The organism is Rhizobium sp. BK619, from assembly GCF_014195245.1.
Lineage (GTDB): Bacteria > Pseudomonadota > Alphaproteobacteria > Rhizobiales > Rhizobiaceae > Rhizobium > Rhizobium acidisoli.
On sequence record NZ_JACIBH010000013.1, the window covers coordinates 93,048 to 109,188 of the forward strand.

Below are 16,141 nucleotides of genomic sequence, written 5' to 3' on the forward strand. Positions count from 1 at the left end.
CCGTGTAGAGTGGAAAAGTCAAGCGTATTGCACACGTGTTCTTGCTTTCGCGCCCAAGTGTAATATCAGGGAAACACTTGGGGACGGAGTATTCACGTGAGCGAATTCGAAACTGCAACTGAGGTTATGCTGAGCCAGCCGACGAGCGCCGATATCGGCGTCGAGTATTTCGACCATATCAAGAAAATCAATGATATATTTTACGATCAGGTCAAGATATCCGATCAGAAGGCGGCCTATATCTTTACATTTATGCTGGCCTTCCTGGTGAGTTCCAGTGAGGTGAGGGCGGTCTTCAGCCCGGCGCGTTATATCACCGGCACGTCAGGCAGCATGCTGTTTTCCGGCCTGCTTGCCGCAGCCTCGGTCTTCTCCATCCTGTCGGCGATCCTCGTCGTGCTGCCGCGCCGTCTGGATAGCTCGACCTCGCTGTTCTGGGGCGCCTGGCAGAACCACCGCGAGCTGTTCTTCGACGCGGCAATCAGGCGCGACGAGCGCTATCTTTTCGACCAATATCTCGAAAACGCCAATATCCTCTCCGCCATCGCCCGCAGCAAATACCGCTGCGTGACCTTTGCGTTTCGTGGCTTGATGGTGAGCGTGATTGCCTACGTGCTGCTGTTGGTGGCGGTGTGAGGCGTGGGTGCGGCTCTGCGCTTTTCAGCCGGCTGAGCCAGCGAAACCAGGAAGACGGGCGCGCCGAAGCGCGCCCGTCCGTTTTCAATCCTCGACCTCAACAATCAGCTCAAGCTCGATCGGCACGCCGAGCGGCAGGCTGGCGACGCCGAGCACGACGCGGCCGGAGAGCTTTTCCTCGCCGAAGACCTGGAGCAGCATTTCCGACGCTCCGTCCGCGACCTTCGGGTGGTCGCGGAAATCGCCTTCGGTGGCGATATAGACGCCGAGCTTGACGACTTTTGCGACCCTGTCCAGCGAGCCGAGATAATCCTTGGCGGCCGCAAGTGCGCTGAGTGTCGCCGTTTCGGCGGCCTTCCTACCGTCTTCAGTCGTCAGTGCGCCGCCGACGCGGCCGACATAGCGCGGCTCGCGGTTGATAACCGGCAGCATGCCGCTGAAGAAGACCAGCTTGCCTGATCTGACCGCCTCGACGTAGGCCCCCAGAGGTGTCGGCGGCGGGGGAAGGGTGATGCCGAGTTCCTGCAGCCGCCGTTCTGCGCCGGCTGCCTGCGCTTGCGGGTGGTTTACCATTTGCCCAGATGTGCGCCGCCGTCGACGTGCAGCACCTCCCCGGTTACGCGCGGAGCTTCGGTCAGGAAGACAACCGCATCGACGACTTCCCCGACATTGGAAATGCCAGCCATTGGCGACAGCGTGCTGAGGAAGTCCTTCGGATTGTCCTTGTGCAGCGGCGTATCGACGACACCGGGAGCCACCGTGTTGACGCGGATTCCCTCGCTTGCATATTCCATCGCCAGGTTCTTCGAGATCGCGTCGATGCCGCCCTTGGTCATCATCGCCACCGAAGCCGAGAAACCGGCGATCGGATGGTCGATCAGCGGCGTGGTGATGCTGACGATGCTGCCGCCGGACTTCTGGGCGAGCATCTGCCGGACGACCAGCTGCGTCAGGTGGATGAAGCCTTCGAGGTTGGTCGAGGACAGCTTGCGGAAATCGGTCATGGTGTAATCGACGAACGGTTTGCTGAAGAAAATGCCGGCATTGTTGACGAGCGCGTCGATCGAGCCGAACCGGTCGATCGCGGTCTTTGCGACCCGTGCGGCGGTTTCGGCATCGCCGATATCGCCGTCGACGAGCGCCAGCCTGTCTGAAGCCTGAAAGGCATCCGAGGCGCTGACCTGGCGCGAGGTGGCGACGACATTGTAGCCGCGCTCGATGAAGGCGTTGACGAGCCCGGCTCCGATACCCTGGGAGGCGCCCGTGACGATGACAGTCTTTGCGGTAGTCATGTTGAACTCCATAATCTGGTCGGGCAACGGAGGTCTTGCGCTTGCGAAGGCCGGGTCGCTCGAGATGGGGCGGCTGCGAATGCGCCTCCATCGGGTTGTGATTGTTTTCGCAAGGTGAATATGGCGAAAACTCCATTCATCGATTAGATGGAAATATCTAGATTCTCTTTTGCATATATGCAAAAATCGCGACATGGCAGACCTGAATGACATCGCGGTTTTCGTGACGGTGGCGCGGTACGGCAGCTTCAGCCGCGCCGCCCATTCTCTCGGCATGCCGGTCTCGACCGTCAGCCGGAAAGTGACGTCGCTGGAGGAGCAACTCGGCGTGACGCTGCTGCAGCGCACGACCCGCAAGCTCAGCCTGACCGCGCAGGGCAGCGCCTATTTCGATCAGTGCAGCGAACCGCTCGCCCATCTTATCGACGCCGAGCAGGCACTGACGGAAACCCAGAGAAAGCCGGAGGGCTTGCTGAAGATCTCCGTGCCCGTCATCTTCGGGCAGGAGGTTTTCTACGAATTCGTTTCGACCTTCCTGAAGACCTATCCCGAAATCCGGATCGATCTCTTCGTCACCAACCTGTTCCTCGATCTGATCGCCGAGAATATCGATCTCGGCATCCGCTTCGGCGAGCTCAAGGATTCCTCGATCGTCGCGCAGCGGCTCGGAAAGAGCGTGCGCTATCTGGTCGCCGCGCCGGACTATATGAAGGGCAGGGCGCTTCCCTCGAAGCCCGAAGACCTGAAGGACCATCAGTGCGTGCTGCTGAACGGCCGCAACGGCGAAGCGGAATGGCATCTCGTCAGCGGCCGCAAATCGGTCCGCCAGCAGGTGTCGGGGCCGGTCTCCAGCCGGGATTTCGAGGCGGTGAGCGCCTTCACCTATCGCGGACACGGCATCGGTCTGCTGCCTTCCACCTATTGCGACGATGAGATTAGAAGAGGCGAACTCATCCGCCTGCTGCCGGACTGGTCGTCCGAGGAGATATTCGTGCATGCGGTCTATCCGACACGCCGCTTCCTGCCCTTGCGCCTGCAGGTCTTTCTCGAAGCGTTGAAGGCGTGGAAGACCCCCTTGTGGCTCCCCCTGCATTGAGTCCCCCGATGCCATCACCGAAAATTGAAGCCGCGCCTGCGGGCCGGCGCCCCTGGTCGATCAAGCTGTGTTACAGTTTGCTGGCTTGGATGGCGCGGGGATTTACCGATGCTGACGACAGTTGCGGTGCTCATGGGTCTTTCCGGCCTCGTCCCAGCAGCGCAGGCGGGGACAAACGAGGTCGACGTCAGCCTCGTGCTTGCCGTCGACACCTCGCGGTCGATGGATTTCGAAGAGATCGGGATTCAGCGCGAGGGCTATGTCGAGGCGCTCAAGCACAAGGAATTCCTTGATGCGGTGAAGGGCGGTCTGACCGGCCGCATTGCCATTAGCTATTTCGAATGGGCGGGCTATGTCGTCCAGGATTCGGTGATCGACTGGCAGGTGATCGAGACGGAAGAGGATGCGATCGCCTTTGCCGGCAAGATCGAAGCCCGGCCGATCGCCACGCAACGGCGCACCTCGATATCCACAGCGATCGGCCAGGGCGCCAGCATGATCATCACCAGCCCGTTTCGAGGCAGGCGGGAGGTGATCGACGTCTCCGGCGACGGCCCGAACAATTCCGGCAATCCGGTTATACCGGCGCGCGACAAGGCGGTGGAAGCCGGCATGATCATCAACGGCCTTGCCATCATGCTGCGGCCCTCCGATGCCCCCAACGGGCTGGATACATATTATGCCGACTGCGTGATCGGCGGCCCCGGCGCCTTCGTGCTGCCGGTCCACAAGATCGAGGATTTCGCCGTTGCCGTGCGCCGCAAGCTGGTGCTGGAGATCAGCGGCCTTTCCCCACCGGCGACGGTGCGGGAGATAGCGGGGGCTGGGCCGGTGACAGATTGCATGGTTGGCGAGAAACAGTGGCGGGATTTTTTTGATCGGTGAGGGGTGGCTCGCTGGCGTGATTTGGGATGAGAGGACATGTGGTGTGGCACCCCCCTCTGTCCTGCCGGACATCTCCCCCACAAGGAGGGAGATCGGCTGGGCGCGACGGCTTCCCCAAACAGCTGAGAATTGTGATTGTCGCTGCCGTTCGAGAGGGAGCGATGGTCAAGCCTCCTGTCGATCTCCACCCTTGTGGGGGAGATGGCCGGCAGGCCAGAGGGGGGTACCACACGGCGTGCCGGTAAAGATGAGAGGTGCGGCATCCAAGAAAGCTTCGCCCTGAGATGACTCCTCAGGGGCCATCGAAAGGCGAGGCGGGTGCTCTTGGCGCCTACCGCCATCTACAATGGCAGTTCCCGGCCGGCCCGTTCGCTGACCATGTATTCGGCGTACCACTCCGGCCAGTTCTCATCGTGTTTGCCGCCGTTGCGTTTCTCGTGTTCGCCGTGGGCGGTGGCCGCGCGGCGCAGCGCTGATGCAAGGTCGCTCGAGGTCGCAAAGGCCGTCTCGTCGGCGTCGATGCGTCCGGGCAGGCGCTGGGTGACTTCCTGGAACAGCCAGCCGTTGCCGTCGGGATCCTTGAACGAGGCGAAGGAGCGATAGCTGCGATGATCGGGATCGCGGCCGGCAAGCCTCAGCCGTCCGAAGAGGTAGGGTTCGTCCTTGCCGGCATAGACGCCGGCAGCGTCATGGAACACCTCGCTGACCTCGACGCCGCGGGCGATGAGATCGCGGCGGGCGGCCTCGATGTCGGAGACGATGAGGTAGAGCCCCTGGGCGGAGCCGGGTGCGGCTGCGGTTATGTTCTTGCCGAAAATGATCGCGCAGCCGGAGCCGGGCGGGGTGAACTGGATCACCCGGAAATCGGCATCATTGGCGAAGTCGGCGTCGAGCCGCCAGCCGAGGCCGTCATAAAAACGTTTGGCGCGGTCGACGTCGGAAACGGGGATGACGACCACTTCGAGCTTGGTGTCGACCGGGCGTGTTTTCGGATTTTCGATAGGGGGTTCACTGCGCATTGCATTGCTCATCTTCAGCTCCTTGGGGTTCTGGATGCGTTAAGAATGGCGATACATGTCGGGGTCGAGTGGACCACAGCGCGGCGAGGGCGTCGAATCAATTATTCTGTCGGAATTGACCTGATGAAGACGGCGGGATCGGTCCCGCCGCCTCGGTTCGAGGATCAGCCTTGCTACGCGGCAAGTGCTGCGCGTGTCTTGCCGATCGTCAGCGCAGCCTTTGCGGCCTCCCGCCCTTTCTCGACGAAGTGTGCCCGGTAGATCTGCTTGTGGTGGTCGGTTTCTTGATATTGATGCGGCGTCAGCGAAACCGACAGCACCGGCACGCCGGTATCCATGCCGGCGCGCATCAGCCCGTCGACCACGGCCTGGGCGACGAATTCATGGCGGTAAATTCCGCCGTCGACGACGAAAGCGGCGGCAACGACGGCGGCATAGCGCCCGGTTGCGGCAAGGTCGCGCGAAAGGAGCGGCATTTCGAAGGCGCCGGGAACATCGAACACGTCGACCTGCTCGGGCGGCACGAGCTGGTAGAAGCCGTCAAGGGCGCGGTCGACGATGTCGGCGTGCCAGCTGGCTTTGATAAAGGCGTAGCGGGTGGGTGTCATGGTAATCTCCTTTGGCGAACAGACACATCACCCAAGGCGATCACGAACGTCCCCGACAGCCGCAAGGGCGGCAGGAACGCACGTTCTCTTTCATCCGGACTATGACCGTCGGCTCAGGCATCTCACCTGATCTGCTGACCCTTCCCTAGGGAAGGCGCTCGCGGGCTCGCAATCGAAACTGCATACCGCCGGTAGGGACTTTCACCCCGCCCTGAGAACGGCGGGGACAATAGGGGGAAGGCGGCAAGCTGGCAATAGGGCGAAATGCTTTCTGCAATGCGCAAGGAGCGGCGCCGCCGGTGTCCGGCAATGTGAGGATGGCGCCCCGAGCGCCCTTGCTGAACGCACACGTTTGCCTACATGTTTCCGATGAGGACACCCAATCTACACAGCATGACCCGCTGATCCCGCCTGAGGCGAGGGCAGGCCATCACAACCATGGGAGAGAGACATGCAAGATCCCCTCGTCGTTCACCGCGAGGCGCATATCGCGGCGCCGCCGGCGGCGGTGTTTGCGCTGATGACCGACCCGGAAAAGATTCTGCGCTGGATGGGAACGGAGGCTCAGGTCGAGCCGCAGCCGGGCGGGCTCTATCTCGTCAACGTCACCGGCGCTCGTTTTGCGCGCGGCTCGTTTCGCGAGGTGGTGCCGGTTCATCGCCTTGCCTATAGCTTCGGCTGGGACGGCAGCGAGGTGGTGCCGCCGGGGTCCAGTCTGGTCGAGATCGACCTGATCGAGCAAGGAGGCGGAACGCTGCTGCGGCTGACCCATAGCGGCCTGCCGAGCGCCGATCAATGCGCCGGCCATGCGGAAGGCTGGGCGCACTACCTTGGACGGCTGACCGAGGTCGCCGCCGGGCGCGATCCCGGTCCTGACAGTTTTCACGGCAGAACATGAACGATTTTTTACGGGCAGCGGGCGCCCACAAGCGCTTGACGCCGCGGGAAAAGTGGTGCGGCGACACCCCGATCGGGCGTCCGAAAACACCTTTTTTCTCGTCTAAACATGAACGTGCAGTTCATCTCCAGTTCAATTTGGCGGCCATAAGGTCAGGGCGGCTGGATGAAATGGAGTTTTCGATGAAGGCACTTTCTATCGCGGCTGCCTTGCTCGCTGGCAGCCTCTCGATCGGTACGGCTGAGGCGATGCCGATGGGGACAATCAATGTCCAGAGCAAAGTCACAAGCGATGTCACGAAGGTCGACTATGCGTGCGGCCGCGGCTGGCATCTGACCCGCTGGGGCGAATGCCGGCCGAATTGGCGACGCCCGCCGCCGGTGGCATTTTACGGTGGCCCGCCGCGTTGGGGCTGGGAGCGACGCCACCGCGATTGGGACGGCCCGCGCTGGGGCCATGAGCGGCGCTGGGATCGCGACCGTCGCTGGCGGGATGACGACTAAAAGCCTTGGTTAAAGCATGTCGCGCAAAAAGTGTACAGCGGTTTTCCCAGGCAAAGCGCGAAGCGCTTTTGCCGCAACGACATGCGGAAGACAAAGACCTAAAGCGCAAGGAGCGAATCTGAAAGATCGCGACGCGCTTTAGAGGCAAGTTGACGAGGGCCGGTGCGAAGTTTCGCCCGGCCTTTTCCTATGAAATTTTCCGCAGCCCCTGGGGTCAGATCCTGCTGACGAGCCAGTGCTTGTCGTCGATCAGTTCCGCGAGCTCGATCGGATCCTTGACGCCGAATTCGAACCATTCGACGAGTTCCTTTGCCTTGCGGCTGCTTTCCTCCGCCGTCAGCTCGACCTGATACCTTTCGCACCACCGCCGAAGGATCGACGTCAGCAGCGTCATGTCATTCCCATCCAACGGATCTTTCGGCCAGAATATCGTGCCCATCGTACCCCTCAATCACACGATGACGAACGGCCGCATAATGAAATCAAAACGGCGCAAGTTTAAAGCGTTATTTTTCGCTTTTCCCCGTGATGGAATATTCGCGACAGGAATTGTCTGCGCAGGAATGGCACAAGGTGTCGACAGGCTCCAGACGGCATCCTTGCGGACGTCCCGGGGCAGTGTCATGTTGCAGCATGGATCTGCCGTCTCCCCTTGCCTGGCTGGTTGATGAGGCCGGTGCCTCGCCCGGTCCCGAACGGTTTCTGGCCGAGCTCGGGCGCCGGCTTTTGGCTGAAGGCCTGCCGCTTTCGGGCGGCGCGCTGACGCTATCGGTGCCGCATCCGATCATCGCGCGGCGCACCTGGCTGTGGCGGGCTGAAACCGGGGCCGTCATCGAGGCGTTGGCCTTTGCCGCCACTCCGCAGAGCGAAGCCGGGCGCGAGTGGCTGGCCGGGCTGGGGCCGGTGTGGGACACCAGGATCGGGCCTGCAGAGGATAATCAGGCATCGGACGGCTCGCTGCTCGGCTGGGCGGGGGTTGCCAACGGGGAAGGGGGCAGCGCATTCGGCCCGGCCGCGATCAGCCTGCTGCGCGAGGTGGCGCGTTTTGCCGCTGCGCCGCTCGCCGCACTTGCTGCGCGGGAGGCGCGGGCCGCGCTGCTCGAAGCCTATCTCGGCCGGCGCAGTGCGGCCCGGGTGCAGGCCGGCGCGCTTGCCCGCGGCACCGGCGAGACCATCCGAGCCGCTCTTCTCTGTGCCGATCTGCGCGACTTCACCGCGCTCTCCGAGGCGACCGAGCCTCACCAGATGATCACCGCGCTGGACGCCTATTTCGACCGCGTCGCAGGCGCCGTGCATGCCTTCGGCGGCGAGGTGCTGAAATTCATCGGCGACGGCGTGCTGGCGATCTTTCCGGTGACGCCGGCTTCCGGCGGAGCGGTCGAAGGAGACCGGGAGGCCTGCGAGGCCGCATTGCGGGCAGTCGCCGCCAGCCGTGCCGGCATGGTTCATCTCGACCAGGTGCGCCAGGCACAGGGGCTGGCGCCGTTGCCGTTCGGCGCGGCGCTGCATTTCGGCGAGATCCTGTGGGGCAATATCGGCGCGGCCGACCGGCTGGACTTTACCGCCATCGGCCCCGCGGTCAATCTGGTCAGCCGGTTGGAAGGGCTCTGCAAGCCGCTTGGCCGAACTGTGCTGATCTCAGGTGCGGTGGCGGCGAATACGGCGACGCCCTTGATGCCGCTCGGAGAGCACACCCTCCGCGGCATCGCCGACCCTTGCGCGGTCTTTACCCTGCGGGAGGATTGAGCCTGCGGGCAGGCGCATCACTTTTGCAAAGAAATATTTGCAAAGATATGTTTGCAAATATATGCTTGAAGCATGAAACATCCGCACCCTAAGCCCGCAGCAGATGCCGTCGCCTCCCGCACCGTCAGCCGCGTCGTGCCCGAACCGACGGCACTGAAGGCGCTGGCCCATCCTGTCCGGCTGCGCATGCTCGGCATGCTGAGGATCGATGGGCCTGCCACGGCAACGCAACTCGCCGCGCGGCTGGGCCTGAACAGCGGTGCGACGAGCTATCATCTGCGCCAGCTTGCCCAATATGGCTTCATCGAGGAGGCGCCGCATGCCTCACGGCGCGATCGCTGGTGGCGCGCCAGCCATGAGCTGACCTCGGTGCCGCCAAGCGAAGCCGAGGGAGAGGCACTCGATCTCGACCTCGCTTTCAACCAGGCGGCGCTCTCGCTGCAGGTCGGCCAGATGCAGCAGGCGCTGGAGGAATATGCCGAACTGCCGGCGGAGTGGCGCAAGGCGACGGCGGCCGATGACATCATTATTCCGATGACGGCTGATCAGGCCGAGGCTCTGACGAAACGGCTGACCGGCATCATTCTGGAAGCGATGCGGGCGGCCCCGCCGCTGGGCGAGGCGGCGTCTCGGAACTCCGACCTGGTTCCTTTTTATGTCATGCTGCACGCCTTCCCCTATCCGGGCCGCCTTCCGCATCGCGAAGGGGAGGACGAGGCGTGAGGAGGGCCAGGCCCTTCCTGGCGCTTGCCGCAGCCGAGACATGTTCGCTTTCCGGCACGCGGCTGTCGACCGTCGCTATTCCCTGGCTGGTGCTGAGCACGACGGGCAGTCCTGTCCTGACCGGCGTCACGGCGATGATGGAGATGCTGCCCTATGTCGTCGCCAAGGCGCTCGGCGGGCCGCTGATCGACCGCGTCGGCGCCAAGCGCATCGCCATCGTCTGCGATACCGCCTCGGTGGTCGTGGTAGGGCTGGTGCCGCTGCTCGATTTTTTCGGCCTGCTCGGCATGCCGGTGCTGCTGCTTATCGTCTTTGCCATGGGCGTGCTGCGTGGGCCTTCCGACGCCGCCAAGCAGGCGATGGTTCCCGACATCGCCAGGCTGGCGAATGTGCCGCTCGAACGGGTGACCGGCGTCGCCAGCGCCATCGAGCGGCTTGCCTCGACGGCGGGTGCGGCCGGCGCCGGCGCGCTGATCGGCCTGATCGGCCCGGGCCAGGCGCTGCTCGTCAACGCCGCCACCTTCGCCGCCGCCGCGCTGATCGTCGCCGTCGGCATCCCCGAGATGCGGCGCATGCCAGAGCTATCTGGCGCCCGACCGGCCGAGAGGGCTTCTTATCTCGATGATCTCCGTGAAGGCTGGCGCTTTCTGCGCGGCGATGCGGTGCTCGTCAGCATCGTCGTCATGGTGGCGATCACCAATCTGCTGGACCAGGCCTATCATGCGGTGCTGCTGCCTGTCTGGACACGTGATTCCGGCCATGGTCCGGAACTGCTGGGAGCGATGTTTGCGGCATTCGCCGGCGCGTCGATCGCAGGTGCGGCGATTGCCGCAGCAATCGGCGAGCGGATGCCGCGCCTGATCGTCTACACCGTGGCGTTCCTGTTGACCGGCTTTCCGCGTTTTCTCGTTGTTGCGATGGATGCGCCGCTCGGCCTTGTCTTTACAATCCTGGCCATCGGAGGATTCGCCTCGGGCTTCCTCAACCCGATCCTGTCGGCGGTGATCTTCGAGCGCATCCCCAAGCCGCTGACCGGCCGCGTCATCGCATTGAACACCGCCCTCTGCTTCGCCCTCATTCCCTTCGGCGGCCTCGTCGGCGGCGCGCTGATCAGCACGATCGGTCTTGCCGCGGCGCTGCTGCTCACCGGGCTTGCCTATCTCGTCGCCACTCTCTTTCCCCTTGCCCTGAAAAGTTTCCGCGGTTTCGACAGGGCAATTGCCGATGCCGGTGCTTCCGTATCAAGGCGATGAGCGCGCGTCCGATCTCTCATGCCCCAACGCCTCGACCATCAGATCGACGAAACGGTGGATGCGCGGTTCCAGCAGGCGCTTGTCGGGATAGAGCGTGACGATCTTGGCGTCATCGGCTTCCAGGTCGGGCAGGACCTGCCGGAGACGCCCGGCGGCGAGATCGCCGGCGATGAGAAAATCGGGCAGGAGCGCGATGCCCAATCCCGCCAGGGCAGCGTCGCGGATCGCCTCGCCGCTGTCGAGCCTCAGGCGGCTGCGCCCCTGCGCCTTGATCCAGGAACCGCCCTTGCCGCGAAAACGCCAGCCTTGCCTTTGATTGCGGTTGGCAAAAATCAGGCAGTCGTGGGCTGCGAGATCGTCGATTTCGCGCGGCTCGCCGTTCGCGGCGAGATAGGAGGGCGAGGCGCAGAGGCGCGTCTTGTAGGTGGCGATCACGCGCGAGACCAGCCGGGTATCCGACGCCGCGGCGCCGATGCGGATCGCCAGATCGAAGCCGTCCTCGATGATGTCGGAGAGGTGATCGGTAAAGCTCACCTCGATCTGGATGTCGGGCCAGGCGTGAAGATATTTTTCCAGCAGGGGCAGCACGACGAGCCGGCCGAAGGCATCGGGTACAGTCAGTCTGAGAAGGCCGCGCGGCATGCCGCTCTGGCCTCCCAGACTCGCTTCCGCCTCGTCGACCGACGCAAGGATCTGCAGGCCGCGCTCGTAAAATACCCGCCCTTCATCGGTCAGGCTCAGCGTTCTCGTCGTGCGGTTGAGCAGACGTGCGCCGAGCCGGTCTTCGAGGCGGATGACGGCCTTTCCAGCCGCCGAGCGGGACAGGCCCATGGCCTGGCCGCCGGCGATAAAACTTCCGGCATCGACGACGGCCATGAAGATCAGGATATCGTTCAGGTTCGTGCGCGGCATCAGGCAACTCGAGCGGTTCGGTCCCAGCCATAAGTCGGTCAGTCATGCAACCGATTCAAGGCTTGGACCATCAACGCTCACGGCGGCAGTAAGGTCCCGACGCTTCGCTGCCGGGGCGCTGAAGCCGGGCTACAGCATATCGCCGAGGCTCCAATGGTTGTTCCATCGGGCGTCGATCTCGTCGTCGACATTCTGATATCTGATGTCGGTGGAGAGGCGCAGCCGCCGGCTGCTGTCCTGGTTGGTGGTCGAGGCGTGGATCATGTAGGGCGAGTGGAGCACAACGTCGCCGGCCTCATAATCGGCGGCAAGCCAGCGGGTGTCGAAGCGCTCGGCCATATCGGGAAGATCTTTCGAGACCCAGCCGCCTTCCGTCATGTGGCTGTTATAGGCGCTGATCCGCTCTTCAGGCGAAAGATCGCCGCTTGCGGCCTGGAACTTCGCCTCCATCTTGACGCCAAGCGCGTGCGAACCTTCGAGGTAGACGAGGCCGCCCATCTCGGCAGGGATGTCGCCGATCGGGATCCAGGCCGTCACCAGGCGACTGGTGCCGCCGCGGAGATAGACGAGATCGTAGTGAGCGGGTGTGGCCGTCGGCGTTCCCGGCTTGGTGAAGCGCATGATCTTGCGCTTGTGCAGATAGGAGATGCCCTGCAGGAAATCATCCATGAAGCGGGTGAGCGGCGGCTGTGCGCAAAAACCTTCATAGGCGGCGGAGCGGACAAGCGACATCAGCCGCCGGTCCGCCAGGCTCCAGTCGACGCTGGCGGCCGACGCAATCCCTTGCGAAAAATCGCTGCCGGGCTCGACCAGTCCTGTCACCGCGAGGCGTTCGAACACCCAGCCACGGAAATCGATGACAGCTGCCCGCGGCAGAAGACCTTTCAGCCAGACATAGCCATCCTTCTGGTAGCGGCGGCGGATGGCGTCGACGCCGATGGCCGGATCGGTCGGCGTCAGCCAGCCGATCCGCTCCGCAACCAAGGTTTTGCCGTGGGCGGTCAGGGAAAATTCCGGTGTTCTGGCCTGCATGACTTCGGCGGCAATCGACATTTCAGCCTTCCCCAGCTTGAATTGAGTTGCCTTTATTTATCTGATCTGCAGGACTAACCGACATAGAGGAAACTGGTACCTGGACTTTTCGCTCATCATGAGACAGGCCGAGGCCATTTACAGAACGCCGCTTGGCGCGGCCGGCGGACTGGCGGTCACCGGAAGCGGCAGGCAGCATGCACGCCATTCGGTGACCGACCGGAAACTTCCGAGTTTCGCCGTCGTGCTGGTGGAGCGCGGGCAGGGCTGGCTGGAGACCGCCGCCAGCGGCCACCTCAGCCTGACCGGGCCTGCCCTGTTCTGGCTGTTTCCCAACCGCGCGCATTCCTATTCTCCCGACGAAGACGGCTGGGACGAGCGCTGGGCGCTTTTCGAAGGATCCTTCACGCGGGACTTCGTCAGGCTGAGGATCATTGCCGAGCGACATCCGGTCGTCGCCTTGCATCGCCTCGATGACGTGGCGCGGCTCTTCGGAATGCTCCATGCCGATCTGCTCGACGATACCCACCTGGGGCAAGCGTCGGCGGCATTGATGCTGCATCGCATCGTCATATCGGCCGCCAGACAGGCAATCGGAGCGGCTGATCGACGCCAGGAAAGGCCCGACATGGCCGTGATCGTCGAAACGCTGCGGCGGCGGGCGATGCAACCGCTCGACCTCGCCGCCTTTGCCGCCGAGCACCAGATGTCTCCGGCAACATTGCGCCGGCGGTTCACGCTTGAAACGGGGCTGCCGCCCAAGGCATTTCAGCTTCGGGCACGTATGGATCATGCCAAACAGCTGTTGGCTACCACCGACGAAAAAATCGAAGCGGTTGCCGCCATGATCGGTCTCGATGACCCCTTTTATTTTTCACGGGTCTTCCACGAGCGGGAGGGCTGCAGTCCCCGCGAATTCCGCGCCAGATACAGGCGAATGTGAGCGCCCGGTGCTTTGGCCGGAGCGTCAGCGCCAGCCAAGCGCCGGGGCGACGTGGGTCAGAATTGCCTCGATGACATGGGCGTTGTAGGTGACGCCGAGCTGGTTGGGGACGGTGAGCAGCAGCGTGTCGGCCTCGGCGATCGCCTCGTCTTCGGCAAGCTGTTTGATCAGAATGTCGGGCTCGGCGGCATAGCTGCGGCCGAAGATCGCCCGGGTCTTCTCGTCGATGAAACCGATCTTGTCGTCCCCGTCGTTGCCATAGCCGAAATAGGCGCGGTCGCGATCGTCGACCAGGGCGAAAATGCTGCGGCTGACCGAAACGCGCGGCTGGCGCGCGTGGCCGGCCGCCTTCCAGGCCTCGCGGTAAGCGCGGATCTGATCGGCCTGCTGGACGTGGAACGGCTCTCCCGTTTCGTCATCCTTCAGCGTCGAACTCTGCAGGTTCATGCCGAGCTTGGCCGCCCAGATGGCGGTGGCATTGGAGCTTGCGCCCCACCAGATCCGCTCGCGCAGCCCCTCCGAATGGGGCTCGAGACGCAGGAGGCCGGGCGGGTTCGGAAACATCGGCCGTGGGTTGGGCTTGGCAAAACCTTCGCCGCGCAGGACCTCAAGAAACACTTCTGCGTGGCGGCGGGCCATCTCGGCCTCGTCCTGACCTTCCGATGGGGCATAGCCGAAATGGCGCCAGCCATCGATCACCTGTTCCGGCGAGCCACGACTGATGCCGAGCTGCAGCCGGCCGCCGGCGATGAGGTCGGCGGCACCCGCATCCTCGGCCATGTAGAGCGGGTTCTCGTAACGCATGTCGATGACGGCGGTGCCGATCTCGATCCGGCTGGTCCTCGCGCCGACGGCCGATAGCAGCGGGAAGGGGGCGGCGAGCTGCCGGGCGAAATGATGCACCCGAAAATACGCCCCATCCGCACCGAGTTCCTCGGCCGCGACGGCAAGGTCGATCGATTGCAGCAGCGCATCGCCCGCCGAGCGCGTCTGCGATTGCGGCGAGGGCGTCCAGTGCCCGAACGAGAGGAAACCGATCTTCTTCATGTCGCGCCTTTATCCGTTGCTTTTGTGGTCGATGGGTCATCGCACAGTTCCGGGTTGCATGACAATCGGAACCGGCGGGGTGCGGCGCATCCGCGCTGTCGTATGGCGGTTGCAGTCCAGTGGGAGGTGCGCCTAACGCCGGTTGCTGCGCCTCTCCTCCGTCTTGGGGCACCGATCATCCCTCATCCTTCGAGGCCCCTTAAGGGGCACCTCAGGATGAGGTCGGAGAGAGCTAACAGCTTGGCTCGCCGGCCCGCTTACGCTCAATAATAAGCCGATTTGAACGGGGCGATCGCCGCGCCCATGGCCGAGGCATCGCTTGCGATTTCGGAGATGATCAGCTTCGGGCGGGGGCGCGGCACGCCGTAGCGGGGACGGTCGAAAATTTCGGTGCGGTCGATGAGCATCTGCGCCAGAGCAGATGGGATCTGGCCGCCGAAAATGATGCCCTGCGGATCGAAGATGGCCCAGATGGCGTTGATGAGGCGGCTGTAGGCGGGCGTTACCTCGTCCACCCATTCGGCAACGCCCGGCCATTTCGGATCGAAATGTTTGCGCATGTAGCTGATCGAGGGAATGTCGAGACCGTTGCGGTTGAGATTTTCGATCAGGTACTGCAGGGCCGGCCGGCGCTTGTTCTCCTCGGCATCATATATGCCGGAGAATTCGCCGGCATTGCCGACGCCGTTGTGCAGCAGCTCGCCGTTGCTGACGAGGCCGCCGCCGAAACCGTAGTTGAAGCTCAAATAGGCGAAGTGCCTTATGTAGCGGCCGGCGCCGAACATTGATTCGGCGACCGTTCCCGCCTTGCCGCCATTGTGCACCCAGACCGGCTTGCCAAAGAAATCCGTCAGCAGCGGCCCGAGCTCGATCAGCGACCATTCATGCAGCGGCAGCGGCGCATTGTAGCGGGTGCCGCTGACGTGGAAGCCGGCAATGGCAAAGCCGATGCCGAAAAAGGCGTCCTCGGAGAGGTCGTTTGCTCGCTGATGTTCGGCCAGGTGCTCACGCACGAGATCGAGCGACTGGGCCATCGAGCGCTCCCGCAGGATGATGCTGCTTTCGGCCAGCACCTTGCCTGATATATCCATCAGGCAAATGCCGATCACGTCGGTATTGACCGAGATGCCGCAGCTATAGGCATAGCGGCCTTCGAGGCGCAGAGTCGGGCTCGGCTGGCCGCGGCCGGTGCCGGGCTTCGGCGAACCGAAGGAGACGATGCCGCGCTCCTCCAACTGGTCGATGATCCGGTAGACGGATTGCTGGGTAAGGTCGGTATGGCCGGTGACTTCGGAGCGGGAGAGGCCCGGATGACGCCAGATCAGTCTCAGCATGTCGCGCTCGTTCGAAGAAACGACGCCACCGCCTTCGCGCAGGAAGCGCGGCGCGATCAGGGGTTCCGGGAAATAGGCCATTCCAACATCTCCTTCGCCGATAATTACTAGAGACGTGTAGTAATTATTGGCGCCGTTACCGATCGTTCCAACCGTTCGCCCTATAGCAGCAGCCGTGACTGGTCACAAGCGCCTCGCGTGCGTCACCAAATTG

Annotated in this window: 18 protein-coding genes and 1 riboswitch; of the genes, 9 read left to right on the forward strand and 9 right to left on the reverse strand. The window is 63.3% G+C overall.

Going from position 1 to position 16,141, the window contains the following annotated elements; genetic code table 11:
- Positions 1–96 precede the first annotated feature (96 nt).
- A complete protein-coding gene (locus tag FHX14_RS24135) occupies positions 97–636 on the forward strand; it encodes a Pycsar system effector family protein (protein WP_003593591.1) in 540 nt (179 codons plus the stop codon).
- Between the two features lie 84 nt (positions 637–720).
- Here FHX14_RS24135 and FHX14_RS24140 read toward each other — a convergent pair whose 3' ends face one another.
- Entirely contained in the window at positions 721–1,209 is a 489-nt protein-coding gene (locus FHX14_RS24140; protein WP_003593594.1) for a RidA family protein, read from the reverse strand.
- The gene (locus FHX14_RS24145; RefSeq protein ID WP_003593595.1) at positions 1,203–1,928 is read right to left on the reverse strand and encodes an SDR family oxidoreductase; all 726 of its coding nucleotides are present in this window, start codon (positions 1,926–1,928) and stop codon (positions 1,203–1,205) included. Before FHX14_RS24145 ends, FHX14_RS24140 begins: the two co-directional genes overlap by 7 nt.
- A 193-nt stretch (positions 1,929–2,121) precedes the next feature.
- Here FHX14_RS24145 and FHX14_RS24150 point away from each other — a divergent pair, with 193 nt between their 5' ends.
- Together FHX14_RS24150 and FHX14_RS24155 are read left to right on the forward strand one after the other, a co-directional pair.
- A complete protein-coding gene (locus FHX14_RS24150; protein ID WP_003593596.1) occupies positions 2,122–3,024 on the forward strand; it encodes a LysR family transcriptional regulator in 903 nt (300 codons plus the stop codon).
- Positions 3,025–3,132: 108 nt separating this feature from the next.
- Positions 3,133–3,909, forward strand: a complete 777-nt coding sequence (locus FHX14_RS24155) for a DUF1194 domain-containing protein (RefSeq protein WP_003593598.1) — start codon at positions 3,133–3,135, stop codon at positions 3,907–3,909.
- 341 nt (positions 3,910–4,250) lie between these two features.
- Here the strand turns inward: FHX14_RS24155 and FHX14_RS24160 are convergent, their stop codons facing one another.
- A complete protein-coding gene (locus FHX14_RS24160) occupies positions 4,251–4,940 on the reverse strand; it encodes a VOC family protein (RefSeq protein ID WP_184379168.1) in 690 nt (229 codons plus the stop codon).
- 161 nt (positions 4,941–5,101) lie between these two features.
- Positions 5,102–5,536 carry a 6,7-dimethyl-8-ribityllumazine synthase gene (locus tag FHX14_RS24165; RefSeq protein ID WP_012558171.1) on the reverse strand — a complete coding sequence of 145 codons (435 nt, stop codon included), beginning with the start codon at positions 5,534–5,536 and terminating at the stop codon, positions 5,102–5,104.
- A 78-nt stretch (positions 5,537–5,614) separates the two neighbouring features.
- Positions 5,615–5,759: riboswitch (FMN riboswitch) on the reverse strand.
- A gap of 228 nt (positions 5,760–5,987) precedes the next feature.
- Between FHX14_RS24165 and FHX14_RS24170 the strand changes: the two genes are divergently transcribed.
- Together FHX14_RS24170 and FHX14_RS24175 are read left to right on the forward strand one after the other, a co-directional pair.
- Positions 5,988–6,434, forward strand: coding sequence for an SRPBCC family protein (locus FHX14_RS24170; protein WP_003593603.1), 447 nt, complete (start codon positions 5,988–5,990; stop codon positions 6,432–6,434).
- A 182-nt stretch (positions 6,435–6,616) separates the two neighbouring features.
- Complete coding sequence (locus FHX14_RS24175) at positions 6,617–6,937, forward strand: hypothetical protein (RefSeq protein WP_003593605.1); 321 nt, start codon at positions 6,617–6,619, stop codon at positions 6,935–6,937.
- 214 nt (positions 6,938–7,151) lie between these two features.
- Here FHX14_RS24175 and FHX14_RS24180 read toward each other — a convergent pair whose 3' ends face one another.
- Entirely contained in the window at positions 7,152–7,376 is a 225-nt protein-coding gene (locus FHX14_RS24180) for a hypothetical protein (protein ID WP_003593606.1), read from the reverse strand.
- 194 nt (positions 7,377–7,570) lie between these two features.
- On the opposite strand from FHX14_RS24180, the gene FHX14_RS24185 reads away from it, so the two are divergent.
- The 3 genes from FHX14_RS24185 (at position 7,571) to FHX14_RS24195 (ending at position 10,659) form a co-directional block, all read left to right on the forward strand.
- Entirely contained in the window at positions 7,571–8,683 is a 1,113-nt protein-coding gene (locus tag FHX14_RS24185) for an adenylate/guanylate cyclase domain-containing protein (RefSeq protein ID WP_184379170.1), read from the forward strand.
- A 72-nt stretch (positions 8,684–8,755) separates the two neighbouring features.
- Positions 8,756–9,406, forward strand: a complete 651-nt coding sequence (locus FHX14_RS24190; RefSeq protein WP_179613196.1) for a helix-turn-helix domain-containing protein — start codon at positions 8,756–8,758, stop codon at positions 9,404–9,406.
- Positions 9,403–10,659: an MFS transporter gene (locus FHX14_RS24195; protein WP_184379172.1), complete on the forward strand. Its 1,257-nt coding sequence runs from the start codon at positions 9,403–9,405 to the stop codon at positions 10,657–10,659. Before FHX14_RS24190 ends, FHX14_RS24195 begins: the two co-directional genes overlap by 4 nt.
- Here the strand turns inward: FHX14_RS24195 and FHX14_RS24200 are convergent.
- The gene (locus FHX14_RS24200; protein WP_179613198.1) at positions 10,648–11,571 is read right to left on the reverse strand and encodes a LysR family transcriptional regulator; all 924 of its coding nucleotides are present in this window, start codon (positions 11,569–11,571) and stop codon (positions 10,648–10,650) included. The genes FHX14_RS24195 and FHX14_RS24200 overlap by 12 nt on opposite strands.
- 129 nt (positions 11,572–11,700) lie before the next feature.
- Entirely contained in the window at positions 11,701–12,624 is a 924-nt protein-coding gene (locus FHX14_RS24205) for a phytanoyl-CoA dioxygenase family protein (RefSeq protein ID WP_183697868.1), read from the reverse strand.
- Positions 12,625–12,721: 97 nt separating this feature from the next.
- On the opposite strand from FHX14_RS24205, the gene FHX14_RS24210 reads away from it, so the two are divergent.
- Positions 12,722–13,546, forward strand: coding sequence for an AraC family transcriptional regulator (locus FHX14_RS24210; RefSeq protein WP_184379174.1), 825 nt, complete (start codon positions 12,722–12,724; stop codon positions 13,544–13,546).
- A gap of 24 nt (positions 13,547–13,570) precedes the next feature.
- On the opposite strand, the gene FHX14_RS24215 is transcribed toward FHX14_RS24210, so the two are convergent.
- Together FHX14_RS24215 and FHX14_RS24220 are read right to left on the reverse strand one after the other, a co-directional pair.
- Positions 13,571–14,593 (reverse strand): LLM class flavin-dependent oxidoreductase, encoded by a 1,023-nt coding sequence (locus tag FHX14_RS24215; RefSeq protein ID WP_184379176.1) that lies wholly within the window; start codon positions 14,591–14,593, stop codon positions 13,571–13,573.
- Between the two features lie 263 nt (positions 14,594–14,856).
- Entirely contained in the window at positions 14,857–16,008 is a 1,152-nt protein-coding gene (locus FHX14_RS24220) for an ROK family transcriptional regulator (protein WP_003593619.1), read from the reverse strand.
- Positions 16,009–16,141: the final 133 nt, after the last annotated feature.